General features: G+C 45.6%; 21 protein-coding genes. 10 read left to right on the top strand and 11 right to left on the bottom strand.

The features are described 5' to 3' along the window. Positions 1–267: 267 nt before the first annotated feature. Together ycfP and nagZ are read right to left on the bottom strand one after the other, a co-directional pair. Positions 268–807: an alpha/beta hydrolase YcfP gene (gene ycfP / locus RA178_RS10810; RefSeq protein ID WP_028759796.1), complete on the bottom strand. Its 540-nt coding sequence runs from the start codon at positions 805–807 to the stop codon at positions 268–270. Positions 808–886: 79 nt separating this feature from the next. Beyond that, positions 887–1,915, bottom strand: coding sequence for a beta-N-acetylhexosaminidase (nagZ, locus tag RA178_RS10805; RefSeq protein WP_131524457.1), 1,029 nt, complete (start codon positions 1,913–1,915; stop codon positions 887–889). Between the two features lie 385 nt (positions 1,916–2,300). On the opposite strand from nagZ, the gene RA178_RS10800 reads away from it, so the two are divergent. Further along, a complete protein-coding gene (locus RA178_RS10800; RefSeq protein ID WP_263256204.1) occupies positions 2,301–3,677 on the top strand; it encodes an L-serine ammonia-lyase in 1,377 nt (458 codons plus the stop codon). Positions 3,678–3,820: 143 nt separating this feature from the next. Here the strand turns inward: RA178_RS10800 and RA178_RS10795 are convergent, their stop codons facing one another. From RA178_RS10795 to RA178_RS10785, 3 genes are all read right to left on the bottom strand, one after another. Continuing rightward, positions 3,821–4,546, bottom strand: coding sequence for a hypothetical protein (locus tag RA178_RS10795; RefSeq protein WP_011919404.1), 726 nt, complete (start codon positions 4,544–4,546; stop codon positions 3,821–3,823). Positions 4,547–4,747: 201 nt separating this feature from the next. Continuing rightward, a complete protein-coding gene (gene fghA / locus RA178_RS10790; RefSeq protein ID WP_219251572.1) occupies positions 4,748–5,590 on the bottom strand; it encodes an S-formylglutathione hydrolase in 843 nt (280 codons plus the stop codon). A gap of 164 nt (positions 5,591–5,754) precedes the next feature. Beyond that, the gene (locus RA178_RS10785) at positions 5,755–6,894 is read right to left on the bottom strand and encodes an S-(hydroxymethyl)glutathione dehydrogenase/class III alcohol dehydrogenase (protein ID WP_025007830.1); all 1,140 of its coding nucleotides are present in this window, start codon (positions 6,892–6,894) and stop codon (positions 5,755–5,757) included. Between the two features lie 176 nt (positions 6,895–7,070). Here RA178_RS10785 and RA178_RS10780 point away from each other — a divergent pair, with 176 nt between their 5' ends. Next, the gene (locus tag RA178_RS10780) at positions 7,071–7,949 is read left to right on the top strand and encodes a LysR family transcriptional regulator (protein ID WP_198572287.1); all 879 of its coding nucleotides are present in this window, start codon (positions 7,071–7,073) and stop codon (positions 7,947–7,949) included. A gap of 45 nt (positions 7,950–7,994) precedes the next feature. Here the strand turns inward: RA178_RS10780 and RA178_RS10775 are convergent, their stop codons facing one another. Next, positions 7,995–9,284: an NAD(P)/FAD-dependent oxidoreductase gene (locus tag RA178_RS10775; RefSeq protein ID WP_306685330.1), complete on the bottom strand. Its 1,290-nt coding sequence runs from the start codon at positions 9,282–9,284 to the stop codon at positions 7,995–7,997. Between the two features lie 501 nt (positions 9,285–9,785). Here RA178_RS10775 and RA178_RS10770 point away from each other — a divergent pair. Further along, positions 9,786–10,433 (top strand): DUF938 domain-containing protein, encoded by a 648-nt coding sequence (locus tag RA178_RS10770; RefSeq protein WP_306685329.1) that lies wholly within the window; start codon positions 9,786–9,788, stop codon positions 10,431–10,433. A gap of 51 nt (positions 10,434–10,484) precedes the next feature. On the opposite strand, the gene RA178_RS10765 is transcribed toward RA178_RS10770, so the two are convergent. Beyond that, entirely contained in the window at positions 10,485–11,063 is a 579-nt protein-coding gene (locus RA178_RS10765) for a DUF4440 domain-containing protein (RefSeq protein ID WP_306685328.1), read from the bottom strand. A 441-nt stretch (positions 11,064–11,504) separates the two neighbouring features. Here RA178_RS10765 and RA178_RS10760 point away from each other — a divergent pair, with 441 nt between their 5' ends. Then, the gene (locus RA178_RS10760) at positions 11,505–13,493 is read left to right on the top strand and encodes a TonB-dependent receptor domain-containing protein (RefSeq protein WP_306685327.1); all 1,989 of its coding nucleotides are present in this window, start codon (positions 11,505–11,507) and stop codon (positions 13,491–13,493) included. A gap of 535 nt (positions 13,494–14,028) precedes the next feature. Next, positions 14,029–14,319 carry a cytochrome c3 family protein gene (locus tag RA178_RS10755; protein ID WP_028759787.1) on the top strand — a complete coding sequence of 97 codons (291 nt, stop codon included), beginning with the start codon at positions 14,029–14,031 and terminating at the stop codon, positions 14,317–14,319. 237 nt (positions 14,320–14,556) lie between these two features. On the opposite strand, the gene yoaA is transcribed toward RA178_RS10755, so the two are convergent. Next, positions 14,557–16,566: a DNA repair helicase YoaA gene (gene yoaA, locus RA178_RS10750; protein ID WP_306685326.1), complete on the bottom strand. Its 2,010-nt coding sequence runs from the start codon at positions 16,564–16,566 to the stop codon at positions 14,557–14,559. A gap of 435 nt (positions 16,567–17,001) precedes the next feature. Here yoaA and RA178_RS10745 point away from each other — a divergent pair, with 435 nt between their 5' ends. Continuing rightward, the gene (locus tag RA178_RS10745; protein WP_158683085.1) at positions 17,002–17,502 is read left to right on the top strand and encodes a GNAT family N-acetyltransferase; all 501 of its coding nucleotides are present in this window, start codon (positions 17,002–17,004) and stop codon (positions 17,500–17,502) included. A gap of 455 nt (positions 17,503–17,957) precedes the next feature. Next, positions 17,958–19,016, top strand: a complete 1,059-nt coding sequence (gene umuC, locus RA178_RS10740; protein ID WP_371135017.1) for a translesion error-prone DNA polymerase V subunit UmuC — start codon at positions 17,958–17,960, stop codon at positions 19,014–19,016. A 474-nt stretch (positions 19,017–19,490) separates the two neighbouring features. Here the strand turns inward: umuC and RA178_RS10735 are convergent, their stop codons facing one another. Further along, positions 19,491–20,648 (bottom strand): ribosomal protein uL16 3-hydroxylase, encoded by a 1,158-nt coding sequence (locus RA178_RS10735; RefSeq protein WP_131524491.1) that lies wholly within the window; start codon positions 20,646–20,648, stop codon positions 19,491–19,493. Between the two features lie 219 nt (positions 20,649–20,867). Here RA178_RS10735 and RA178_RS10730 point away from each other — a divergent pair, with 219 nt between their 5' ends. Next, positions 20,868–21,494 carry a 3'-5' exonuclease gene (locus tag RA178_RS10730; RefSeq protein ID WP_306685324.1) on the top strand — a complete coding sequence of 209 codons (627 nt, stop codon included), beginning with the start codon at positions 20,868–20,870 and terminating at the stop codon, positions 21,492–21,494. Positions 21,495–21,611: 117 nt separating this feature from the next. Here the strand turns inward: RA178_RS10730 and RA178_RS10725 are convergent, their stop codons facing one another. Together RA178_RS10725 and RA178_RS10720 are read right to left on the bottom strand one after the other, a co-directional pair. Beyond that, on the bottom strand, positions 21,612–22,658 hold the full coding sequence (locus RA178_RS10725; RefSeq protein WP_306685323.1) for a LacI family DNA-binding transcriptional regulator: 1,047 nt from the start codon (positions 22,656–22,658) through the stop codon (positions 21,612–21,614). Between the two features lie 104 nt (positions 22,659–22,762). Further along, on the bottom strand, positions 22,763–23,491 hold the full coding sequence (locus RA178_RS10720) for a DUF3334 family protein (protein ID WP_131524467.1): 729 nt from the start codon (positions 23,489–23,491) through the stop codon (positions 22,763–22,765). A gap of 357 nt (positions 23,492–23,848) precedes the next feature. Here RA178_RS10720 and RA178_RS10715 point away from each other — a divergent pair, with 357 nt between their 5' ends. Together RA178_RS10715 and RA178_RS10710 are read left to right on the top strand one after the other, a co-directional pair. Further along, the gene (locus RA178_RS10715) at positions 23,849–25,486 is read left to right on the top strand and encodes a methyl-accepting chemotaxis protein (RefSeq protein ID WP_306685322.1); all 1,638 of its coding nucleotides are present in this window, start codon (positions 23,849–23,851) and stop codon (positions 25,484–25,486) included. A gap of 208 nt (positions 25,487–25,694) precedes the next feature. Next, entirely contained in the window at positions 25,695–26,090 is a 396-nt protein-coding gene (locus RA178_RS10710; RefSeq protein ID WP_028760054.1) for an ACT domain-containing protein, read from the top strand. The last annotated feature ends 27 nt before the right edge of the window (positions 26,091–26,117 follow it).

Genomic DNA, 26,117 nt, shown 5'->3' with positions numbered 1-26,117 from the left:
TTCTGTTACTCAAAAAGTGGTTGATCTATTCGAGGTGTCCATATATGGACTAGCAGCGCGTCGGTGAGTAAATACCATGGCAAGCCTATATGCGGGGATATCAGCCAACACTAAAATCCTACTTAATCTATCCCCAATAGTCACAGTCATATGTCCGCCACATGAAGTACGAAAGCCAAACCATAAGGCGGAATAGCCGATGAGATAAATCCACTCCCCCTCTTAAATATAAAAAGAGGAGTGATACTTTTATTCAATCGATATAAATCAAGCCAACTTAAAGGCTTTTATTTTGGGCAGATGGGCAGCGAGCTGGGGGAATTTGTGGGGTTGAACGTCATCCCAATCAATCGAATAATAGGCGCTTAATTCACTGGCGAGTTGCTGATTATCGAACATCTCATCATTCACAGAAAATATGCACATGGCCTTGTGGGTATTCTTTTCACGAAATTGCGACACACACTTATTGGCGATATCGGCATATTCTTCTGGGCGGTCAATCTTGCCCTGCATATTATTTTCTGGGTGCAAATTAGGGTTAATCAGCACAGATTTAAGACCATTTAAAAATCCAATCCGCTCGGCCCAATAAGCGCCGAGTCCTACGCCAACCATTAACGGCGCGGGATCGTCGCTATGCTGCATTTGCTTAGCAACTTCCTTGAGCAAGTGTTGCATGTCGTGCTTAGGGTGCAAGGTGCTGTAACTGATCAAACGCACATCAGGGTCAATAAATTGCAACTGACGCATTTTTTCGTGATTACCTGGGCTAGTAGCATCAAATCCATGAAGATAGAAAATCATATCAAGGCCTTTTAATCATTTTTAATCACAGTGAATTAACTAACCCTAGCAAAAGAGTGATCTCACACCTTGCGCTACATCAAACTTTCGCCTGTTGAGCCAAACAAATTTGCTCGGCAAGCTGCTTGGCATTTTCCCAACGAGCCGTATTATCGAGCGCCGCTGCCGTTTGCGAGGCATTGGGTTTAAGTAAACTCGCAGGATACTGTGGCGCGCTCGCAGGCCAAGTAAAGCCATCGAGTAGCGACATTACGCCCGCATTATCATTACACACTAAAATCATGTCACAACCTGCGGCTAAGGCGGCGCTGGCCCTTGCACGGTAATCGCCCGCAAATCCTGCGCCTTGCATGCCGAGATCGTCGGAGAAAATCACCCCGTTAAAGCCAAGTTCTTTACGCAACACTTGTTTTAGCCAGTATTCAGAGAAGCCCGCAGAGTTAGGGTCGACTTTAGGGTAAACCACGTGCGCGGGCATCACGCCTAATAACTTTTCTTTTGCGATCAATTCTTTAAACGGCAGGATATCCTTTGCAAAAATCGCCTCGGCATCGCGATCATCAATGGGTTTCTCGTAGTGCGAATCCGCCACTACACTGCCGTGCCCGGGGAAATGTTTACCCACGGCGCCCATGCCAGCTGCGGCCATGCCAGCAATAAAACTTTCGGCCAGTGTAATGACCTCGGCGGGCTCTGGGCTAAAGCTGCGTTTACCTATGACTTGGCTCACGCCGTTTAAGTCCAATACGGGCGCGAAACTTAAGTCGATATCGCAAGCCAGTAATTCAATCGCCATCAAGAAACCGAGCTCACAGGCCCAACGCTTGGCCAATACCATATCACCCTTTGCTGCGGGTAAAATGTCGCCCATGGCGGGAATAATAGTAAAACCATCACGGAAACGTTGTACTCGGCCACCCTCATGATCAACGGCAATTAATATTTCTGGGCGGATTTGGCGTATCTGTTGTACCAGACGGATCAACTGATCACGGCTCGAAAAATTGCGGGAAAATAGGATTAAACCACCCACCTGTGGATGGCGTAGCATCTCAGATTCAGCCTCACTGACGTCCAACGACAGTAAATCCAACATTAAATAGCTCATACTTCTCCCTAAAAATATTCATTAATACTCAAAAAATAACCACTCAAGCCATAAGTAGTCCACGCTCACAAAAAAGCTAAAAAAAGCGAGCCACCTACCCTTGTAGCGCTATCGAAGCCTGTATTCTTGGCCATAAAATGGCCTGTAAAAAAGTCCCAATTAAGTTCAGCTTATCCGAACTATTACGAATAAAAAAAACTAATGTGAATTGTCACACTAATCTATGGGATACTGGCGTTAGAGTATCACACAAGCAAATTTCGCATGAAAGAACGCCGCCACTGACCAGAGTACACGCGCAAGATTAGCGTGCTTCAATCTGCAGAGCGAGCAATCCCATGCACTCAGACTAAAATAATAAACAAGACACAACAGGACTTCTATCATGATTAGCGTATTTGACATGTTCAAGATCGGCATAGGTCCATCGAGTTCACATACCGTCGGCCCAATGAAAGCGGGCAAAATCTTTATGCAAAACCTGACTGACTCAGGACTCGTGACCCAGATTGATGAATTAAGAGCCGAGCTCTTTGGCTCCCTCGGCCAAACAGGCAAAGGCCACGGCACGGGCAAAGCAGTGATTTTAGGCTTAATGGGCGAAGATCCCGAAACCGTGGACACTGACAGTATCGACGGCATTTTAGAACACGTCTCCAAGGACGAAACCTTAACGCTGCACTGTGGCAAAGTAGTTAAGTTTACCCGTGAGCAAGGCATTACCTATCACAGACGCAAAACACTACCTGCGCATGCTAACGCCATGACCTTGTACGCTTACTGTAAAGGGGAATGTATTTTTGATCGCACTTACTACTCAGTGGGTGGCGGCTTTATTTTAGATGAAGATGAAATTAGCCAACGTAATGCATCGCCAGCCTCACAAATTGAATCGGCACCTTTTGATTTTGTGAGTGCGGCTCATTTACTGGAATTATGCGGCGAGCAAGGTCTCAGCATTTCTTCTTTGATGATGGCGAACGAACTGAGTTTAGCCTCTGAAGAGGAAGTCAAAGCCAAGCTGTGGAATATTTGGCAGACGATGAAAACCTGTATCGAACGCGGTTATCAGAAGGAAGGCATTTTACCTGGCGGCCTAAAACTGCGTCGTCGTGCTCCTGCACTGTACCGCCGTTTGAAAGCCGAAGGCCGTAACAATGTCGATCCATTAACCGCTATGGATTGGGTCGATTTATTCGCACTGTCGGTCAACGAGCAAAATGCGGCCGGAGATCGCGTCGTGACTGCGCCAACAAACGGTGCTGCGGGAATTATTCCTGCCGTTTTATGCTATTACGATACCTTCGTACAAGAAGTGGATATCGATGTCTGCGCCCGTTATCTATTAACTGCCGCTGCGATTGGTATTTTGTACAAGAAAAATGCCTCAATTTCGGGTGCCGAAGTCGGTTGCCAAGGTGAAGTGGGCGTGGCCTGTTCTATGGCAGCTGGCGCACTAACTGAGATCATGGGCGGTACGGTTGAGCACGTTGAAAACGCGGCTGAAATCGGCATGGAACATAACTTAGGTCTAACCTGCGATCCTGTGGGCGGCCTAGTGCAAGTGCCTTGTATCGAACGTAATGCCATGGGCGCGATTAAAGCGATTAACGCCTCTCGTATGGCCCTGCGTGGCGACGGTAACCATAAGGTTTCACTGGATAAAGTGATCAAAACCATGATGGACACCGGCAGAGATATGCGCAGCAAATACAAAGAAACCGCCAAAGGTGGTTTAGCGGTCAACATTGTTGAGTGCTAAGTGCTGAGTGTTAGTTAACTCTCGTTAATCGCTTAAATCGCACCATAAAAAATGCCGCAACCAGTGAGTTGCGGCATTTTTGTTTTAGCTAGCACTTGCCTCCTAAATCGCTATCGATGGTAGATGTGAGGCAACTGGCATAACTAAGATTTTTTCAGGGAATACTGCGAAATAATACCCGCCCAAGCTTTTTCTATTTCAGGGATTAACTGCGTAAATGCCGTTTTTTCGGTAATCACCCGCAAATCATCTACCGCTTCAGACGTTCCCCATACGCTAGCATTTCCCGTCTCTTTCGCGGTAGATTCGGCAAGTCCATAAAGATATTCAGTCCGAACATCAAAAAATGCAGCAGAAACAGTCGTCGTTACACTGATCTCTTTATTCTTTAAGAAACCCAAAGACACCACATTGAGTGGAGCAAACTGTTGTTCACCCGCATGGAATGAAGTATCGAAGGTATAGATAAGTAAGATATCCGCTTTTAATCTCGCAGCGGCTTCTCGTAAGGATTTTATCGAGTCCAAATTCTCAGGGAGTAAAATGCGATTTAATGGCGCAATACCTGACACTTGTGGCATTTTAGCTAGCCTAGCAAAGTCGGCTTCCGTCTCAACTTCGCGGGTCGTCACCACGCTATAACGACCTGTACCAAAACTGCTTACTCGATAGGATAAATAACCGGGAGCTTGAATACGCGCTACCGAAATATTTGCAGGAAACACCGCAGCAGGCTCTTTGGACATAAGTAAGTTGATATCCGATTCAGCTAACGAACTCAGCTGCACACTACCACCTGGGGTGGTGTACGATGCACATCCCCCTAATATCAACAATGCGCCTAACATGGCAAGTTTAACGATCCTCATCAAATCTCCTTTAAATACGTTTCAAATCCCTAAATATTGAATACTAACTTACTGTTGATAAATGTTTTATTCAACCAAATTAATGTTCAAGCGTGACATGTTTCTAAGCTATCCAACGACCAAGAGACAGTATTGGGTAAACAAAAGGCGCAGTGATAAAACAATATCACTGCGCCTTTTGTATCAATATTTTAAATGGGTTTAAGGCTTAAAGTACAAGCTATGGAACTTAAGGTGCTCTTCAATAAAGCTTGCGATGAAGTAGTAGCTGTGATCGTACCCCGCTTGCATCCGCACATCCAAGGGATAACCCTTGGTATGGGCGATATCCACCAGCGATTGTGGCATCAATTGGGTATCTAAAAAGCTGTCAGCTTCACCTTGGTCAATCAGTATTGGCACTTCGCTAATCGCGAGCTTAAGCAACTCGCAGGCATCATATTGGCGCCAATGTTCACGATTTTCACCTAAATACTCACTAAAGGCTTTAATGCCCCAAGGTGCATTACTCGGATTCGAAATCGGGCTAAAAGCCGAAATTGAGCTATATCTGTGCGGATTACTCAGACCAATCACCAAAGCACCATGACCGCCCATCGAATGGCCGGAGATAGCGCGCTGGCTAGTCACCGGAAAATGCGCTTCAATCAAGTTAGGCAGCTCATGGACTATGTAATCGTACATTTTGTAATGACGATTCCAAGGTGCTTTTGTCGCATTGAGGTAAAAACCCGCGCCTAAGCCTAAATCGTAAGCTTTATCTGCCGCATCAGGCACATCGTCACCGCGAGGACTGGTATCAGGGGCGACAATCGCCATCCCAAGTACCGCTGCCATGCGCTGTGCACCCGCCTTCTGCATAAAGTTTTCATCGGTACAGGTTAGACCTGACAGCCAATACAGCACAGGCACAGGTTTATTCACCGCCTCAGGCGGCAGATAAATGGCAAAGCGCATCTCGCAGTTTAACGACTGAGATTGATGGCGATACTGCTTATGCCAACCGCCAAAACTCTTGTTACAACTGATATTTTCTATGGTCATACAAGTCCTTTTAAGCTCAATCTTTTAGTGCTATTTATAACGTTAGTCTTAGCGTTAGTCATGGCGCTTATCGTCAGCTCAGTTGGCAACACAGCAGACAGATTTGCACCTGTCTGCCCGTTAGTCACATCAAGCTGAAGCATCCATTTACAATGCGAAACGGCTTATTTATCAAAATGGATCACGCTGCGAATGCTCTTACCTTGGTGCATCAGCTCAAACGCTTCATTGATTTGCTCAAGCCCCATAGTATGAGTGATAAAATCATCGAGCTTAAACTCACCCGCTAAGTAACGCTCAACAATGTGTGGCAGCTCAGAACGCCCTTTCACGCCGCCAAAGGCAGAACCGCGCCATACTCGGCCAGTAACTAATTGGAATGGACGGGTTGAAATCTCTTGTCCAGCACCGGCAACACCTATGATGACTGATTCACCCCAACCCTTATGGCAACACTCTAAGGCGCTGCGCATCACGTTGACGTTGCCAATACACTCGAATGAGTAATCCACGCCGCCATCGGTCATTTCAACGATCACCTCTTGGATGGGCTTATCGAGTAATTTAGGATTGATGCAATCGGTCGCGCCGAGTTTTTTGGCTAACTCGAATTTAGACTCGTTGATATCAATCGCGATAATGCGGCTGGCTTTGGCCATAGTCGCCCCAATGATCGCCGATAAACCGATACCGCCGAGGCCGAAAATCGCCACGGTCGCACCTTCTTCCACTTTGGCCGTGTTCATCACAGCGCCCATACCTGTGGTTACGCCGCAACCCAGCAGGCAAATTTCTTCTAATGGCGCGCTCTTATTGACTTTAGCCAATGAGATTTCAGGTAACACAGTATATTCAGAGAAGGTCGAGCAGCCCATGTAATGGAAAATAGGCTTGCCATCAAGATAAAAACGCGTGGTGCCATCGGGCATTAAGCCTTTACCTTGGGTCGCACGGATTTTTTGGCATAGGTTAGTTTTGCCCGATAGGCAGAACTTACACTCGCCGCACTCTGGGGTATAAAGTGGGATCACATGATCGCCCACTTGTACACTGGTCACGCCCTCGCCCACTTGCTCAACGATACCGCCGCCTTCGTGGCCTAAAATCGCTGGGAATACGCCTTCTGGATCGTCGCCGCTCAGGGTAAACGCATCCGTGTGACACACGCCCGTAGCCACAATGCGCACTAAGACTTCGCCCGCTTTAGGTAACATCACATCCACTTCTTCAATCTTAAGTGGTTGTCCTGGCCCCCAAGCAACAGCGGCCTTTGATTTAATAAACTGCGGTTTTTCGTTCGACATTGTTACGTCCCTTGAATAGGTAATAGGAGTAAGTCATTGGTGTATCATAAATTCAATTCAGGCCAAGTAAATTCTTGCGCCCATTGCACTGATGCTACTGAATAGGAGGATTGTATTTGTTTCTCAGCGAGAGACAATCTAGTATTCAAGCAATTCATTTTTACTGAGTAACAACAATGTATCTCTGGGACGGCATTTCTGAATTTGTCGCGGTGGCTGAGGCCGAAAGTTTTACCCTAGCAGCGCAGCGGCTGAATATCTCCACCGCCCACGTTAGCCGCCAAGTGAGCACCTTAGAAAATCGCCTCGGCACAAAACTCTTTTACCGCACCACCCGCAAAGTGTCGTTAACCGAAGAAGGCACGATTTATTATCGTCATTGCCGCCAATTACAAACTGGGTTAGAAGAAGCCGAACGCGCCATTTCAAACCTAAAGGACTCACCCCAAGGCTTAGTCAAACTCACGGCGCCCGTGGCCTATGGCGAGAAATTTATCATGCCGTTGCTCAATGATTTTATGGTGCAATATCCAAGCGTTGAGTTTAGCGTCGACTTGACCAATCGCACCTTGGACTTAATTGAAGGCGGTTATGATCTGGCGATTCGCCTCGGAAAACTCGCCGATTCAAGCCTGATGGCCAAACCGCTCAGCAGCCGTACCCACTATGTCGCCGCCTCACCAAGCTATGTTGAAAAATACGGTCAGCCCCATACCTTATCAGAACTTAGCCAGCACAATTGTTTGATCGGTAATCATAATTACTGGCGCTTTGTAGAAAATGGCCGCGAGCGCAATATTAAAGTCCGCGGCAATCTCAATTGTAACAGTGGCTACGCATTAAGGGATGCGGCACTAAAGGGCATAGGGATAGTTCAACTGCCTGATTATTATATTGAAGAAGATATTCAAGCCGGACGGTTACTCTCCTTCCTTGACAGTCACCGCGAAGCCAAAGAAGGCATTTGGGCACTCTATCCGCAAAATCGCCACCTGTCGGCCAAGATCCGCGTATTGGTCGATTATCTTGCCGAAAAGCTCATCGAACAGGATTAAATACTGTTTGAGCAGATTGATTGGTAGCAGACAAAACGGCGCAAACTAGCGCCAGTTTTCCCGCAAAGTGTAATACAACATGCCTAATGCCAGCGCTTGATTGCCAAACCATTCATTTAACGGAATACGGATATGGCGCATGGCGGCAAACAAATCAAATTCACGCAATTGCCCATCCATCGCATTGGCCATGATCTCGGCCATAATGTGCGATGTCGCCACTCCGTGCCCAGAATATCCTTGGCAATAGAATACATTCGGCGACACTTTGCCGAGCTGCGGGATACGGTTAATCACAATTCCAGCCATTCCGGCCCAGGCAAATTCGATATCAACGCCCTTTAATTGTGGAAACGTACGCTCAATCGCGGGCCGTAATTCCGCCGCCACATTTTTAGGATCGCGGCCGCTGTAGTTAGTCCCGCCGCCGAACATCAACCGTTTATCCGCGGTCAGGCGATAGTAATCCAACACAAAGCGGCAATCGTACACGGCCAAATCCTGCGGATTGATTTGCAAAGCGATCTCATCGGGCAGAATCGCAGTGGCACAATTGCCTAAGGACGCAGGAAATAACATACCGCGCAGTTTTGGACGGGCGAGTTTATGGTAAGCATTACCGGCGATCAGCACACTGTTAGCGCGTACTTTCCCCCTAGCAGTGACAACAGTCGCCACATCACCTTCTTCAATATCGAGTACGGGCGAGTGTTCAAAGATTAATGCCCCAAGACCTGCTGCGGCGCGGGTTTCACCAAGGCATAGATTAACAGAGTGTAAATGCATATTGCGCCGATTGACTAAGCCGCCGTGATACAAGGGCGAGCCTAAATAGGCGGGCATTTCATCGGCGGATACCAGCGTCATAAATTCCCCCATGCCGCGGCGCTGCGCCTCATCATGCATCGCACTAAGCTCTTGCATATGCTTTGGCTGGTAAGCGGTTTGGATATGACCAAACTTTAAATCACAGTCTATGCCGTACTTGGCCACCCGATTTTTAATAATGTCGTGGCCGCGCCAACGCATATTCCACACATAATCTTCGGCCTCATGGCCGATTTGGCGGCGCAGCTGTTTTGTCATCTCAACATCGCCGGACAAACTGCCCGTCACCTGCCCACCGTTGCGTCCGGTCGCGCCCCACGCAATTTTATTGGCCTCAATCAGCGCGACTTTGTAGCCCTTCTCGGATAACTCTAACGCCGTTGCCACGCCGGTAAAACCGCCACCGACAATCGCCACATCGACTCGAATGTCGCCTTCAAGCGCAGGATAATCTGACTCTTGGTCAATGGTGGCATTGTAGTAGGAGGCGCAACGCTCTGCTGACATGGTCATTCCTTGATGTTGAAAGTTAACTGTTGAAAGTTAACTGTTGAAAGTTAACTGTTGAAAATTAACTGTTGAAAGTTGAAAGCTGAAAGTGAGTGTTAAGTCTTAGTTCTGGGCTCTCAGTTCTTCTGGACACTCAGTTTTGGACACTCGTTTTAACACGGCATCATGCCGAAGTTGTTTTATATTTTTTACAAGCGTTCAGAATTTGTGAGTATATCTGAGTTGAGATCGAGATCAACAGTGAATTGCGATAACTATTTGCAGGACAGGACAAAGGAAGTTGAGCTGACTGCAGGCTCCTTCTTGAAGAACCTGAAATGGAGGAGCTTGAGATGGAAACTTCTGAAATGGCGGTACCTAAAATTAAGTTACCTAAGATAGAGACTCCGAATGTTAAGGCGCGGCTCATTTTATCTTTTAAGTCTTATACTTTTTGCTGGTTTAAGATAGGCTTGTGCGGCGTCATCCTCTTTTAATCTCAGCAACCTAGAGTCCATTATGCCACTAATGCCAATTGCCCAGCCACTTGTCCAATTGCCGTTTTCCCAAGCGTGCGAAAACAACAAAGCGCCGATTTTAGCGGTATTAACACAAGCATTCTCACTCAACCAACATGTACTCGAAATCGGCAGTGGCACAGCGCAACATGCTGTGTATTTTGCAGCAAATCTTCCCCATTTAATCTGGCAAACCAGCGATCAAGCTGAGTATATTGAGGTCATTACCGCAAGGTGTATACATGAAGGTAAGCTACCCAATGCAGCGGCAAACCTACGCTTACCACTTACCCTTGATGTTACCGCGCCATGGCCGGTGAAGGGATTAACACCTCATGTTGATGGCGTATTTACTGCAAACACTTTGCATATTATGAGCAAAAATATGGTTGAAACGTTTTTTACTGGCCTTGGTCTGTATCTCCCCCAACTCAAGACCCTGTGCATTTACGGCCCCTTTAACTACCAAGGCGAATTTAGCAGTGACAGCAATCGTCAATTCGATGCCTTTTTAAAACAACACAATCCCGCCAGCGGCATTCGTGATATTGAATGGATTTGCAGTTTAGCCAGCGAGCAAGGCTTAACACTGAAGCAAGATGTGGCTATGCCCGCCAATAATCGACTACTGCATTTTGTTAGAGGCTAGCATTTTGTTAAAGACTCGTTTTTTGTTAAAAGCTAGCTTTAGTTTAATGGTTTAGTCCGTTTTGGCCTCGGCGGTTTTGTGTCCATAGCTCAGTACTCGGGTAGCTTTCCACTGTTCGTTCTGTTTGCGCCACACAATGACAAAGTCGGCTAGGCCATCACAGCTACCGGTTTCAAAGCTGCAAAAACGATGAACGCCTTGCTCTATCGCGCCAAACTCTTTCACCGGAAACACTTTCATCGTGCCCGCAACTAACTCGCGGCGGTAATGGCCACAGGCATATTTTTCGGTATTAGCGATCATGTCCTTGCGGTTCCACGTCACGCCACCCGTGTCGTGGTAAAACTCCACATCTTCAGTGAAAAACGCCGCATGTTTCTTTAGTTCAGCGGGGACGGCGCACTTATTGAAACTGTCGAACACAGCAAAATCCACCGCTGCAATTTGGGTAGATAAAGTGTCTGTAAGTGCAGTAGCGGGCTGCGCAATGTCAGTTTGTGGAGCATCAGCGGTTTTATCCGATGCTGCTTTAGCTAATGTTGGCGTATCTGTGGCAACAGCAGGTTCGGTAGTGGCGAGTGACAAAGTTAAAACAGTGACTGTGGCTAGGCTATAAAATACTGGATTCATATTCTCTCCGTAAATATTGGCAATACATTTTGTATGGCGACGATTCACGTCACAAACATGAATGCACCACGAAACATAAAGTCACATCGCCAGCAAAGCTTATGCCAGTTAAAATATCCATATTAATCATATTGATATAGCTTCATATTACGTTATGCAGTTTTGTGCGGTGATAGTTTCTGATTATTCTCACTATTTTTTAGTGATTTATCCGACGACAGTCAGACTCAGATCGTCATACTCAGTGCCTTATGCTCAATCCGCTCAATGCGCTCAATCAGAATGACCATGCCAGCGAGCAACACGTCGAATATACGGTCTATCACACTGTTATTAAACACTAAAAATTTACACTGCCTTTACACAAAAGAGAGACATCCAAGCTTGAAGCTATAATTAAGAATAATTATCATTCGCCAAAATTACCGAAGGAAGAATGATATGCCCCGCTTTATCCGTCGCACTCGCCAAACCTCGCATCTATCTCATGCAACACAGACACCTATGTTGAGCCAGCTATCACGCGCTATTGGTTTATGTTTGTTATTACCTGCAGCATGGGCTAGTGCTGCAAATACGCAAGATACCACTCCAGAAATGGAACGCATGGTGATCACAGCAACACAAACTAAACACTCGGAGCTTTCGGCGCCCGCTTCGGTGTCCGTGATTAACCGCAGTGAACTTGAAGCGCTAGTCATAGACGATCTCGCTAGCGCAGTCCGTTATTTACAGGGTGTGAACATCAGCGAAGGCACGCCCTATGGCCGCAATGAGATCAGCCTGCGAGGTTTAGATTCAGATTACACTTTAATCTTGATTAATGGCCGCCGCATTAACTCCCGCGAAGCATTAACCTCTGGTTATGGCAACGATTTTGACTTGTCCTCTATTCCAATGTCTGCCATTGAACGTATCGAAGTTGTGCGTGGGCCTATGTCATCCCTCTACGGCTCAGAAGCTTTAGGCGGTGTGGTTAACGTCATACTGCGTCAACCGACTGAAGACTGGCAAACCAGCGTTGGCGTGCAATACGATGCACCGACCAGTGGCAAAGGTGGCGATAGCACTAAGTACAATTTCTACAGCAGTGGCGCGCTGATCAAAGATAAATTACTGGCAAACTTAATCGTCGACAGCAATAAACGCGATGCATGGCGCTCAGACTTAAAACCCACTATTGATGCGCTAGAAGACAGAGATGAAATCAGCGCCCTCGCCAATTTACAATGGCTGATTGATAACCAGCAAGATCTGCAATTTGACTTAAGTTACGCCAACGATGAACGCGAGTCTGATTGGAATAACTACGGCACGATTCTCACCAATAACCAACAAGCGGAGCGGATAAGTTCAGGTCTGACCCATAATGGCCACTGGAACTGGGGCGACACTCGCCTGCGCTATTACTATGAAAATGTTGAGGTGACTGACGACTCAGCGTTAATCGCCGAGATAGGTAATATCACCCAAACCAACCACAATCTCGACGGTCAAACTACTGTCCTGCTTGGCGATCACATGTTAACCAGCGGTGCAGAATACCGTTGGACCCAGCTCGAAAATAGCCGCAATATTTTAGGTGATGGCACCTTAGACGACAGCCAATCGGCATTGTATCTACAAGATGAATTTAGCTTAGGCGAACTCAATATCACCTTAGGTGGGCGCGTCGATCACCACGATATGTACGGCACCGAATTTAGCCCACGCTTGTATTTAGTGTATAACTTAAGCTCTGAATGGGTCATTAAAGGTGGTGGCGGCAAAGCCTTTAAAGCGCCAAATATGGCGCAATCCCAAGCCGATTATATTATCCCCGCTTGTCGTGGCGCCTGTACCGTTGCGGGAAATCCTGATCTTCAACCCGAAACCTCAGTGAACTACGAGTTATCGACCCAATATCAAACCACGGATTTTGGTGGCTCGATCACCTACTTCCATAACGATGTAGAAAATAAAATTATCACCGAAACTTGGAATAGAGTCCCAGGTACAGTATTAACTTACCAAAACGTGAACGAAGCTAAGATCACTGGTTGGGAATTACAAGCTTGGTACAATTTAACTCAAGATCTCAGCCTAAACGGTAATTACAGTAAAACCGATGCCGAAGATAAGCAAAATGGCGCGCCTTTTACCTTAACACCGGACGACAGCTATAACCTAAAACTGCAATGGCAGGCATTCGATGGTTTATCCACCTTTATCGCCTACCATTATACTGGCGAGCAGTATTTGCGAGCCAATGTCAAATCAGAGAGTTATGGCTCGCTCGATATAGGTGCGAATTATCAAATTAATCCTATGTTTAGACTGAAGCTTGGCGTGACTAACCTAACGGATTCTAAACGTGACCAAGTTGCCACCGACCTTGATTATATTCAAAAGAGTCGCAGTATTTATGCTGGGGTAACTGCAAGTTTCTAAGCTCTACAAGCCAGAAATTAATGTGTAATTATAGCTCTGCTACTCAACATTAAACATCATAGGCGAAGCCCGTTTTGGCTTCGCCTATTGTTTTAAGATCAAAATAAATATCACACATCCGACTAGAAAAAGTAAAATCAATATATTTTCTAAAATATAGAATTTTTAAATAAACATCAAAAATATAAATTACATAATCCAGATTTATATCATTAGTCTTTTACATTCTGCAATATAACCTTGATCATACTTTAACGCTAAAAAATAACTCACCCGTTAACCTTTGATAACGATCAAGGTTTTGTCATATTAAAAAACTATTATACACACGCAAGACTGCTAAAGCTTGAGGTGTAAAATTCTCGATTATTAAACTTACGCACCAAGCAAAAGCGATATTATCTTTCCGTTTATATCACTAATAAAACAGCGAGAAAAATACAGTTCCAACTTCAAGTTACATATTTCATAGCTAGATATGTGATTTACTCGCTTCAGAATGATGATTTAACCAACAATAAAAAAGGAAAATAACATGCTTAAAAAGATGATGCTAATGTGCGCACTGTGCTTTTCAACTAATTTAATGGCGGTATCACTTGCCGACAGTCATTCTGAAAGATCTGACTGTGAATCCTGCCATAAAGATAAAAAACCTTCAGCGGATTATGTTTTTGAAAATCAGCAATGTGTATCATGCCATGGAGAAATGAAAACACTCGCAGGCGAAGCTCATACTAAACATGATGGCGTTTTAACATGCACCAATTGCCATATCGCTCATCAAGAAAAAGCACCAGCAGATGCTTGCAAAGAATGCCATTAATTCACTAAAAATCTAAAACCAAAGGCCGAAGAATTATTTATTTTGAATGGAACCATTAGGCAGGATGCCACTTGACCCAACCTCCAAGGGTGTTTGCCATCTATTGCTCACAGGTGGCAATTTTTACCTCCGTTTTTATATCCTTACAATATGTGTAACGGCTCAATACTTAGCTCAGAATTCCATATCCGGCAAATAGGACAAGTTTACGTATGCTAGGTAAGCCATAGACGACTCTCAGGGGATTGTTCTCAAGAACGCCAATGCCTTTTCTAGATCACGGGTGCGCGCCATCGGTGGCAGCGAGTTTAAAAAAGCTTGGCCATAGTAGCGATTCACAATGCGATTATCGCAAAGGATCAGCACACCGCGATCTTTTTCATCGCGAATAAGACGGCCAACACCTTGTTTCAGCGCAATAATCGCCTGCGGTAACGACACTTCAGTAAAAGGATCGAGTCCCTGACGACTCACATTGTCGGCTCGGGCGCGATACAGGGGCTCATCGGGCGACACAAAAGGTAATTTGTCGATAATCACGCAACTTAACAATTTACCGCGCACATCCACCCCTTCCCAAAAACTACTGGTGCCGAGCAATACCGCATTGCCGAGTTGGCGAAACTTAGTCAGCAGACTCTGTTTACCTGCTTGGCCTTGTACCAGCAGCGGATACTGAGTGCGAGTTCGCAATGCCAGCGCCGCTTGTTCGAGCATTTTATGGCTGGTAAATAAAATAAAAGTCCGTCCCTGCGCCGCATCTATCGCTTGCACGCACACATCCACCAGCTGCTTTAACGCTTGCTGTTGATTGGTCACGCTCCCAAGTTGTCTAGGCACACAAAATACCGCTTGGCGGGGATAATCGAAGGGACTGTCGAGAATGCTTTGCTGCGCATCAACGATACCCATTTCTCGGGCAAAATGAACAAGACTACGATTAACCTGCAAAGTTGCCGAGGTAAATATCCAGCTGGTTTCTGGCACAAATAACTGTTGGCACTCACGGGCAATATTGATTGGTGAAATTCGCAGCACCACAAAGCGACTACCAAATTCGATGCTGTAGGCCGCCAAATTATTATCACAGTTAAAAAACACACTGAGCTTATTATTCAGCTCAGCCAACTTAATGGCGATATCATCTAACAATTCACTACGCCCAATATGGGCCATTAATAAATTCTGCAGCGCGGTTAATTCCGCTAATAAATCCCATGACGCCGCCGCGAGCGCTTTATTGCCCAGCACTAAACGCCAATCGGATTCACCGCAGGAATATAACTGATTATGCCAATCACTTAATTTAGCGAGGCAACGCTGGCAAAATTGGGCGAGTTGCCCAGTATCACTGAGTTCAGTCTGATAAATAGCGAGTAGCTTTTGAATGAAATCATCGATAGTACGACTCGAACATTGCTGGCCAAAATAGTTAACGCAAATATCGGGTAATAAATGCGCTTCATCGAAAATCACCACATCAGGATCGGGTAATAACTCGGCAAAGCCCGTATCTTTCAGTACGCTATCGGCGAAAAATAAATGGTGGTTAACCACAATGATTTTGGCATCCAGGGCACGGCTGCGCGCCTTGCGAGTAAAGCAGACATCGTAAAAGTCGCAGCGCTTGCCAATACAGCTTTCCTTAGTGCTGACCACAAGTGGCAGCGCCGAGGAATTCTCAGGCACTGAGGTTAAGCCGCCAATATCACCATCTTTGCAGGTGCTCGCCCACTGATTGATTTTCAACAAATCATCCAACAAACGCGCATCGATATGTGTCGCCTCACTCATTTGCTTATCGAGGCGCCACTGGCACAGATAATTATTGCGGCCCTTTAGTAGAGCCAGTTTAGGCTCAATCCCCAACATGGCGACCAGCGCGGGTAAGTCTTTAAAAAACAACTGCTCTTGCAAGTTTTTACTGCCCGTACTGACGATGACTTGCTTACCGCTCAATATCGCGGGGATCAAATACGCAAAGGTTTTACCTACCCCCGTACCCGCCTCAATCACCACATTGCCCTTCGCCGCTATCGCCTCACTCACTTCCTGTGCCATCTGCATCTGGCTTGTTCGCGCACTAAATCCTTGAATATGTTTAGACAATACTCCATCGGGCAAAAATGCGCGTTGCACTTCGGACGCGAGTCGACTCACCGCAGCGGCGCCTTTTAAGGCAGAAGGCTTAGCGGCGGTTTCTTTAGAGGAAACATGCTTTGATGTCGGTTGGCGGGAGCGAGTCAAAGGGAGAATCAATCCTTTATCAAGGTGTTAGGAACGTCAGTGAAAACAGTACTGCAAGTCCACACAATAAATTGCTGAGCGAGTGCATTGTGATGACTTTAATTAACCACAAGCACTGGTTAGTGACGCAAGCCGCGGCCGTAAACAATAGCGTTAAGCTTAACAGCTCGAAGCATTATGCTGATTTGAGATAAGACTACAAGTTAGCCGCGTAATTAACGCCAATTTAAACGTCGGTATTTGCTAGCATCCGCCAAAGCATGTGCGCTAGCTGTAACGGTTCGCAAACTTCTGTCGATTTCAGCCTGCCACTAACCATTTGAAATAAATAAGCTACCTCAGCAAAGCAAAACTCTATACCATTATATACGCTCGATAACAGGATGTTTCAGTGCCCAAGCATCAATACTAAGACGCAGGTAATCAGGATGAATGATGTCAAACGTTAGTCTTATCAATTTAAAAACAAGTGACACCACAACGCTACAACGTCTGCTCCAACTTTATTATTTTGATTCAACATCTTGGAGTAAAGAAGATATAGGCATTGATGGGTTATATGATGGATCTACAGCCTCAGATCTTGAATCCTATGTTAACTCACAAGAGGCAAAAGCCTACCTCATTTGGGTAAATGAAGTATTGATAGGCTTTGTTCTACTAGAATGGGTTGAAGATGAAAAAAGGCTTATCTGGGAACTGGCTGACCTCTTTATTCTTCCTAAATATCGCGGTGGTTGGATTGCGCTCGAAGTAGTCCGTCAAATATTTGAGCAGATTAGCACACCGATACTGGTCGCTACGTTCAAAGAAAATGAACTGGCTTTGCGCTTTTTTAAAGCGGTATCAAAACGATTACAGCTTAATTCAGTACGTGAGTTAATCGAGGATGAAACTACTCCGTTTTATACTTTCATCATAAATGAACACATCTAACAATCCATGTTATTCAAGTTTTTCTAAGCCACCCATTGTTTGTAGTAGTACGGTTAATTTGGCCATCTAGTTAGAATTGACCTCAGCAATTTCTACGTTTTTTGACCTTCGCCATACTTATCGTAATGTGAACTAGACGATTGTGAGTAATAGATCTTCCGCGCTTTTGTCCAAAAGTGAGCTAGGAAGCAACAGGCAGATGACATGTGATTACTGAGTCACTTGAACCTGTTTGTGTCGAGTGAAGATTGTCCCTAGGCAATTTGTCTGTCAGTCTTCCTCGGTATTCAAATTATTAATTCCTTAGCGATCAAATTGATTACAAAATTAGACATATGGATGAATCCCTACTAAAAAATAGACAGCAAATTGAGCTTGGTGATTTTTCAGGTGTTAGACGCCAGCAACCTATGTAGCAGAAAGGATGATCACTTACTCGTCTATTTTTAGCAGGAATTATTAGCCAACTGTATGAACTCTATGCCAACATGCCAAACAGAGTGATGACCACCTTAGAGCAAATGGTGCCTAAAGTAGAAGTGTATAGTATTGATGAAGCGTTTTTAGATCTATCACGCATCGATAAATGCACCGATATTCATCAGCTTGCATTAGATATTTATCAGCGAATACCGCAATGGACAGGGATCAGTGTTTGCGTTAGCATTGGGCCGACAAAGACCCTCGTCAAACTGGCAAACTATGCTGCTAAGCGTTATCCAGCAACCCGGGGCGTGGTTGATTTGCGCGACCGAGAACGCCAACGACGACTCATGGCGCTTATCCCTGTCGAGGAAGTCTGGGGAATAGGCCGTAGGCTTACGAAACGCTTGAACATCATGGGCATAAATACCACGCTGCAATTGGCGGATGCGCATCCCAAACTTATCCGCGATACCTTTTCGGTCACCGTTGAGCGCACGGTACGCGAGCTTAACGGCATTGCCTGTGATGACATACAAGAGATCGCCGTCACTAAGCAACAAATTATCAGCTCCCGCTCCTTTGGTAGTCGTATTGATAACCTGGAAGCGATGCAACAGGCAATCAATGAATACACTTTTAGGGCCTGTGAAAAACTGCGCTCCGAGCGCCAGTACGCTAAAGCGATGTCGGTATTTGTGCGTACTAGTCCTTTTAGTGGTGTGACTCCCCAGTACAGCAAATCGCTGTCGGGCAGTTTAGTTCGCCCCAGCAATGATACGCGGGATTTTGTCACCCTTGGCCAAAGCCTACTGCAACGCATTTGGCGTGAAGGTCATGCCTATGCAAAGGCTGGTGTCATTTTAGGGGATTTTTTTGGTGCAGGCGTGTTTCAGCTCGGATTATTCGATGACGTCACGCCTAGGCCTAAAAGCAAGGAGCTGATGCAGTTACTCGATAAAGTAAACCACAGCGGCCACGGAAAAATTTGGTTTGCAGGACAAGGTATTGACCCAACTTGGGGGATAAAACGTGAACAGCTCTCCCCTCGTTACACCACCCAATGGGCACAATTGCCCATAGTGACATAATCAGCAGATCCAGTGGCTAAATGACCATCTGCGAATCGCATTAATACTCTAAGCATTGGTTATTCAGTTAAGCTCACTCCACTCCTGACGACATTAATCAGAATAGGCTTATCAGCCTAAACCCATCTCACTAAGACTGTGCCAGCAAAACTCATCTCGCTTGGTAAAATAATTTTAAAAACCAATGTTTAACATTGAAAATGATAAGACAATGAACGCAGTAGAGATATGACTAAAGCATTAAAGCAGACTTGCAAGTCTTCGCGATCTTAAAAAGATAAGCAAGGGCAATCATGAGCTTGCCCTAAACATAGATGCGGCTTTCAACATTATTCTGTTTTAAATCTCAACTAACACTAGAATGTATCCAACACTATAATCCAACGATTGCAAAACCGACTTAACACTAAAATCCATCGGCGTTAGCGCTAAAATGGTATCAACATCCATTATGCTTTGCCTATTATCTCAGCCTTAACACTCTTCATCACTCAGGTCTTCAAAGTACCAGTAACCGAGGTTCACCCACTCAGTCAGCTGCGTAAGCAAATCGGCATCGGCTAACCAGGGGGCTAAGGCGGTTTTATCTAACTGATTGCTATCACATAGTAGTGGGATCACCTCGGCCAATTCGGCTGAAAGCAGATACTTATCACCATTAATATACACAACGCCTTGTCCCACATTGATATCAAAATACAAACAACGCAGTCCGCCGAGGCGAATAAGCGGTTGCTCATCGAGCCATGCGAGCACTTCGTCTTGTGTGATGTCCAACGGCTCATCGGGTAAATCGAGGGCGCATTTAGATTGAGTTAAATAGCGGCCCGAAAACTCGCTCACCAGTTCATCGGTTAACATATTAGTCAGTTGCGTACGTAACCGCGCTAAATCACGATTATCAACACAACCACTGCGCGTTGTCTGCTCGCGGTCTGGATCTTCAATCTGCTGTGTGCCTAAATCTTGCTCAGACAGATGATCGGCCAAAGCACTTACCATATCTTTGGCGGAAGCTGTACGATAACCTACTGAAAAACTTAAAGACTGTTCTAAGGTTATGCCGTCATGGGGGAATCCAGGGGGAATATAAAGGATGTCGCCGGGCAACAACTCAGTATCGATAATCGGTTCAAAGGCTTCTGTGTGCAGCAAAGCGGGATGGGCGGCAAACTCTTTGTGCGGCCCCAGATCGCCCACGCGCCAACGGCGACGTCCCGAACCTTGGCAAATAAACACATCATACAGATCGATATGTGGCCCCACGCCACCGCCAGGAGTGGCAAAACTCACCATCACATCATCTAAACGCCAGCGCGGAATAAAATCAAAACATTGGATCAGGACTTCTGCATCGGGCACCCAGTTGTTCAAGGCTTGCACGATCAAAGTCCAATCCCGTTCACCGAGATGATCGTAGGAATCAAAAGGGCCAAATTCAGCCTGCCATTGCCCTGCCTGTTGGTACACTCGCCGAGATTCCACCAGCTCATCCATGGCTAACCCAGCTAACTCTTCGGGCGAGATTAAATCTTGAAAATGTTTGAATCCTTGGCGGATAACCAAAGGTTTTTTCTGCCAATATTCTGCTAAAAATTGCGCGGGCGTTAAGCCATTAATATCGAGTTGCATGGGTTGCTCACAAACCAAACTGTTATTCATAGAGGTAAATGCTAACAGGAAGCGAAACCAAGAAAGCTCGACCGGATCAACAAAGCATTAAGTCTTTTATCAGCGTTAATGTGATAGTGAATTTACTAACGTATTGAATTACAATCGGCTTATCTAAAAGCGTTGCGCTGTCAAAGACGACAATGCTGACACATCATTTATAGAGTCCATGTAAGATCTATGCCTACATCTGCAGCTAACACTTTGGTCGTGCTCGACTTTGAAACCACGGGGCTATCGCCCAATCAAGGGGACCGCGCGATTGAAATCGGAGCTGTGCTGATTGAAAACGGCGTGATCACCCAAAGATTTTCAGAGTTGATGAACCCAGGATTTAGAATAAGTCGTTTTATTGAGGACTACACAGGGATCAGCAATCAAATGCTCAGGGATGCAGCGCCCTGCAATGAAGTGATGGCGCGTTTTGCCGACTTTATCGCCGATCATAACTTAGTCGCCCACAATGCGGCATTTGATCAGCGCTTTTTAGACGCGGAATTTGCTCAAATTCGCCATCGCTATCGAGGGCAATTTGGTTGCTCCTTGCTGGTGGCGAGACGTTTATATCAAGCGGCACCCAATCATCAGTTAGGTACTTTAGTGCGCTATAAACAGTTACCAACCGATGGCACCTTTCACCGCGCCTTAGCCGATGCCGAAATGACTGGCCATTTGTGGCTGGCAATGCTGGCAGACCTTCAGCAAGAGTTTGGTCTCAATGCTCCCACCTTCGAGTTACTGCAAAAAATCGCCAAGAAAACCAAAGCAGATGTGCCGAAGTTTTTACGTCAATATGCGGTTAAGTGATCCCAAAAAGCAAAAAGCCGATAAATCCAAGGATTATCGGCGATGTTTGAATAAGCAAATTAAGTGCTCAACGACTTGCCAGCAAAAAACAGCAAGCTCCTAGCAATAACGGCCCATCTATAACGGCTTAAGCGGCGCACTATCAATGCAGCAGGAACTGCGAACCACTAAGGTCGTCGGAATAAGCTGCGCACTCACCTCTTGTCCGCGGATAAGTTTGAGTACACTGTCGACTAAAATTTCACCAGCTAATTGGGTATTCTGCTTAATGGTCGTTAATGGCGGATTGGCAAAACTCGCCACCGGAATATCATCATATCCCACCACTGCAACTTGTTCTGGGACTGAAATGCCCTTCTCTTTCAGCGCACGAATAGCACCAATGGCAATCAGATCGCTAGCAGCAAAAATAGCATCAAACTGTGCGCCTTTGGCCATCAATGCCATAGCCGCATCGTAGCCAGCACTTTCAGTGCTAATGGCCGACACTTGCTTAGTGCGATCGACAGCAATATTCGCCATTTGCAGCGCCTTCACATGGCCTAAATATCTGTCCCTAAACTCGGGGCTGTGGCTTGAGGCATCGCCTAAAAAGGCAAAAGCTTTACGACCAAGGGAAATCAAGTGCTCTGTTGCAATCAAGCCGCCTTGATGATTATCACAACCAATGGAAAGTACTGACTTATTGTTATGCTCAGCGCCCCAGATCACAAAGTGAGTATTCTGCGCGAGCAATCGCTCCAGCTTTTGCTCGTAGTCCATGTAGTCGCCGTAACCAAGCAGGATAATACCGTCAGCTTTATTACTGTCTTCATAATCGGCGTGCCAATCGCTGGACAATTGCTGAAAAGAAACGAGTAAATCATAACCTTGCTGCGCCGTTGCTCGGGTAATGGAGCCAAGCATAGACAGGAAAAAAGGATTGATTAACGAGTCATCGTTGGTGGGGTCTTCACACAATAACAGCGCTAAGGTATGGCTATTTTGGGTGCGAAGATTGCTGGCATTTTTATCGACCTTATAATTCAACTCTTTGGCAATGGTTTGAATACGTTGGCGAGTTTCTAAATTGACTAACGGGCTGTTTCTAAGGGCACGGGAAACCGTTGACTGGGATACGCCAGCACGATAAGCAATATCAATCGAGGTCGCTTTCGATGCCATAAAGAGGATTTAACCTTAGTTATTATTTTGCGTCGATACTAAAACAGTTCCACCCACTTGTATAGACGAATGCGTTAACATCCGTCTTACATTAGAGACTCTGCTTAAATGCCGAGCTGATCGAGCAAATCATCGGCTTCATTATCAATGGCACGAGTCGCAATGGCGGGTTTATCGGCCATCTTAACCCAAGGCGAAACATTCGAATTTGAGTCGTTATTTCCCCCAATCGAACTGTGCTGCTCTAACAGACTATCGGGATCGAATTCTTCATCGTAGACAAATTCATCTAAGCGAATGAATTCGGTTTTGTCCATGGCAAACTCGAGGTAGAAAATATGGTTATTCTCAGTCCTAAACGACACTCTACGGGCAACCGCATCGTCTAAGTTAGCGTCGATTGATATGGTTAACTCTTTATTAATCGTCAACATTTTTGGCTGGCTTTGGCTGATTGACGTTTGCAATTCTTTAGAAATTTTATTAATAAAATCCCCTAGAATTTGGTTCATCAGTTCGCCCATCACGTTACCCACTTCATCTGACGTGTGCGAAAACGCGAGCTCAGATTCAGGCATCCCCATGTTCAGCATGTAGCGACGGTAGATTTCAATCGCCGCCGACGCGGAAAAGTTGATCACAACCAGCCCTGAAAAACCACCGTCGAAAATCGAGAAACAACCGAGATCAGGTTTAAGACGAGTACGCGCAATACTTTGTACCATACCCGCATGGGTAACATTGCTGGCACTGGTGCTAGAAAGGACGTGGGCGACTGAGTGGCATAACTTCAGTAAAATATCATCCGACGTTACGATAGTATTTGTGGTCATAATCGATTCTCAAACTGAATAATGAATTAATCTTGCGCGTAAAAGCGTAAAAAATCAAAATTAAAACAATTGATTAGCCTAATATAGCAAGATGGCAAAATTAACATAATGCTAACTTATTGATATTTAATAGATCAGATAAAACCTTCAACATAAAGCGACTTATAAAACGGCCTAACTTAATAAGAACATGCCCCATAATGCAACAGATTAAAGTTCCCTATCACTATTCCCTGCTTTAGATCAAAGAAACTCATATTTTATAACGGCTTTTACTTAATTTATGTCACAGACGATTCAATTGAGATTGATTCGCAGGTATATTGATGCACAATAATAAGCCCTTAAGGAATCCAAATGATCACGTTTTTGCGCCGGTTTACCATTTTGCAACGCTTAATGATGATGCTCCTTATGGCCGCGATAGGGACTGTGTGTTTTGCCAGTTTTTCAATTAAAGAGCAGTACAGTAATTTAATTGAGCAGAAATGGTTGCAGATAGACGGTCAGCTCGCCAGCATGTTAAGCGTGATAGATGTGCACCGTCAGGATGCGCTCAAAGGTAAGTTTAGCGAAGCAGAAGCTAAACAAATCGCCGCGGATTTAATCAATCAAACTCGCTATTCAGGTTCAGGCTACTTCATTGTTATTGATGATAATAATCAAATCCTCGCCCACGGGGATAGCGCAAATCTTATTGGCACCTCAGCATTAACCTTCAAGTTACCTAATGGCACAAATCCCTTAGCCACTATGCTGCCATTAGCGCGTGCTAAATCGAAAACGACCCTCGAATACCCTATCGCCGATCCTATGACACGTGCCATCGAAGATAAGCTCGCAGAAGCCCGTTACTACCCACAATGGGGTTGGACAGTCATAACAGGCGCTTATCTTAGCGATGTCAAAGCGAGCTTAAAGTCAGTCATTATTGATTACCTGATTATCATGTTTTTGATTTCAGTGCCGATTTTTGCCTTCTTCCTTGTGCTTAACCATTCCATCACCTCACCATTAAATGATGCTATTGATGCCCTTGAAGATATTGCCCAAGGCGAAGGCGACTTAAGTCAGCGCATTAATGCTCAAGGTAAAGATGAGATTGCCCATCTCGCCCGCGCCTTCAACATGTTCGCCCAAAAAATTGGCGACATGGTCGGCCATTTACAACCTTTAGGCCAAGCATTAGATAAAGATGCAAAACAGCTTTTGATTGCAGTTGAAGAGTCCAATCAGAGTGCTGAACATATCCACAGAGAAACTGGCAGCGTCGCCACAGCCGTCAATCAAATGCTGTCGACCACCCATGAAATGGCGAGCAACACCCAGCAAGCGGCCGATGCGGCGAACAGCGTAAAAGAACAAGCGCAGCAAAGCCAAGTCGTGATCGACAACACCGTCAGCAACACAGAAAAACTGGTGGCAGAATTAAAAGCCTCTGAAGTCATCACCCAAAAGCTAGGCGTCGCCTCACAGCAAATCGGTAGCATTCTCGATGTGATCCGCAGCATTGCCGAGCAGACCAACTTGCTCGCCCTCAATGCCGCCATTGAAGCTGCTCGAGCTGGGACCCACGGCCGTGGTTTTGCCGTGGTTGCCGATGAAGTCCGCGCCCTTGCTACTCGCACCCAAGACTCGACCAATGAGATCCAAAAAATCATTAGCGAGATCCAATCCGGTGTAGGCTCAGTGATGAAGAGCAACAATCAAACTCAACGGCAATCCGATGAGCTGCAGGCCCAAGCCCACGAAGCGGGTAAAGCCATGGCGGCGATTCTGCAATTGATTGCCCATATCAGTGACATGAACACACAATTAGCCAGCGCCACTGAAGAGCAATCATTGGTGACCGAAGAAATTAATCGAAATATTTGTAATATTTCGGAATTAACCGAAGTCTCAGTAAAAGCTAACGAAAGTAATAGCCATGCAGCTCAGTCACTGCAAGACATTAGCCAAGACATGTCCCGCACCTTAGGCCAGTTTAAAATCTAACTAAAGTGTATGAGAACGGCATGACTTGTCGATTGGGGCGCCATAGGGCGCCCTTTTCTTTGGGTAAACCTTCTGGTAACGCTTGTTAACCGCTATCTCACCAATAATAAATTTCAACGACAAAATCCCATTAACCACAAATTCTCTGTCACGCTAACGTTTGATATGCGGTATGCTTTAGCCTTAAAAATCCAACCGAGACACTGCCATGCGAATGACCTTAGCCGTTCACCCTGAACAGTACACAATTCATAGCTTTAGCCCGAATGCCGTATTGCCCAGTGAGGTTTTTGCACAGGACATGTATTTCATTGGTAAGACCCAAGAAGGTTTATCTTTAGTCGTTTCCAGTGAAATGGAACTCGACAGCCTAGAGCAAGAACCGGGCTGGTGTTGCTTTGAAGTACTCGGGCCACTGGGATTTTCGATGACAGGCATTTTATCTAAAGTGTCTGGCACCTTAGCGGACGAACAAATCAGTATTTTTGCGATTTCGACCTTTGATACCGATTACATTTTAGTAAAAAATAATCGCCTCAAAAGTGCCATCGCCGCCTTGAAAAAACAAGGCTATCACATCATAGAATCGAAAGACGAAGTGTAATACCCCTTTAAATATGAGCTCATCTAC

The organism is Shewanella oncorhynchi, assembly GCF_030848765.1.
In the GTDB taxonomy this organism is placed as follows: Bacteria; Pseudomonadota; Gammaproteobacteria; order Enterobacterales; family Shewanellaceae; genus Shewanella; species Shewanella oncorhynchi.
This window is presented reverse-complemented; position numbering and strand designations above follow the sequence as displayed.